1 protein-coding gene and 1 pseudogene are annotated in these 812 nt (G+C 72.5%); one reads left to right on the top strand and one right to left on the bottom strand.

All coding sequences use genetic code 11. The features are described from left to right. Window positions 1-245: small hydrophobic protein (locus tag BZY54_RS47400; RefSeq protein ID WP_086731481.1), on the top strand; the 245-nt coding region annotated here is incomplete at its 5' end. A gap of 21 nt (window positions 246-266) precedes the next feature. On the opposite strand, the pseudogene BZY54_RS47395 reads toward BZY54_RS47400, so the two are convergent. Further along, window positions 267-812, bottom strand: a pseudogene (locus tag BZY54_RS47395) (potassium channel family protein); the annotation flags it as partial.

Here is an 812-nt window from a genome sequence, read left to right as displayed (position 1 = left end):
ACGGGCCGGACAGCGCGACGCTCGGGATCATCGGAACCGTCTGCGCGATCGCCGGATTCTTCGTGCTGGGCATCGTCCTCGGCCCGGTGGCGGTCGTCTGCGGCTGGCTGGCGATGGGCCGCAGCTGGGCGGGCGCCAACCGCTCGGTCCCGGCCCTGGTCGCCCTCGTACTGGGCGCCATCGACACGCTCATCGCCGTCATCTCGCTGGCGGGAGCGGCCACCTGGGGCAACGGCATGTTCTGATCCCGGGCGGCCGCGAGCGGGGCCTCCGGCCGAAGGCCGGGGGCCCTCCTTCGTGTTCAGGGCCCTCACCTCGGCCCGGAGCCTGCGCACCTCCTCGGCCAGTTCCTCGATCGCCTCCGTCTGCCGCCGCTCGGCGACGTCGTCCCGCTCGAAGCGGGAGATGAACCACGCGGCGATGTTCGCGGTCACCACACCCAGCAGGGCGATCCCGGCCAGCATCAGCCCCACGGCCAGCGTCCGCCCGAGCCCGGTGGTCGGCGCGTGGTCCCCGTACCCCACGGTCGTCATCGTCGTGAACGACCACCACACCGCGTCACCCAGCGTCTTGATGTTCCCGTTCGGCGAGCCCCGCTCCACCGACAGCACGGCCAGCGACCCGAACATCAGCAGCCCCACCACCGCCCCGGCGACATACGTCGTCAGCCGGATCTGCTCGGCCATCCGCGCCCGCCGCCCCACCAGCATGAGCGTGGACACCAGCCGCAGCAGCCGCAGCGGTTGGAGGATCGGCAGCACCACCGCGCACAGGTCCAGCCAGTGCCCCCGCACGAACTCCTTGCGCCGCCG

This window comes from Streptomyces carpinensis (genome assembly GCF_002154505.1).
GTDB lineage: Bacteria > Actinomycetota > Actinomycetes > Streptomycetales > Streptomycetaceae > Streptomyces > Streptomyces carpinensis.
Note: the sequence above shows the minus strand (reverse complement) of the source record. Positions and strands in the feature narration are given on the sequence as shown.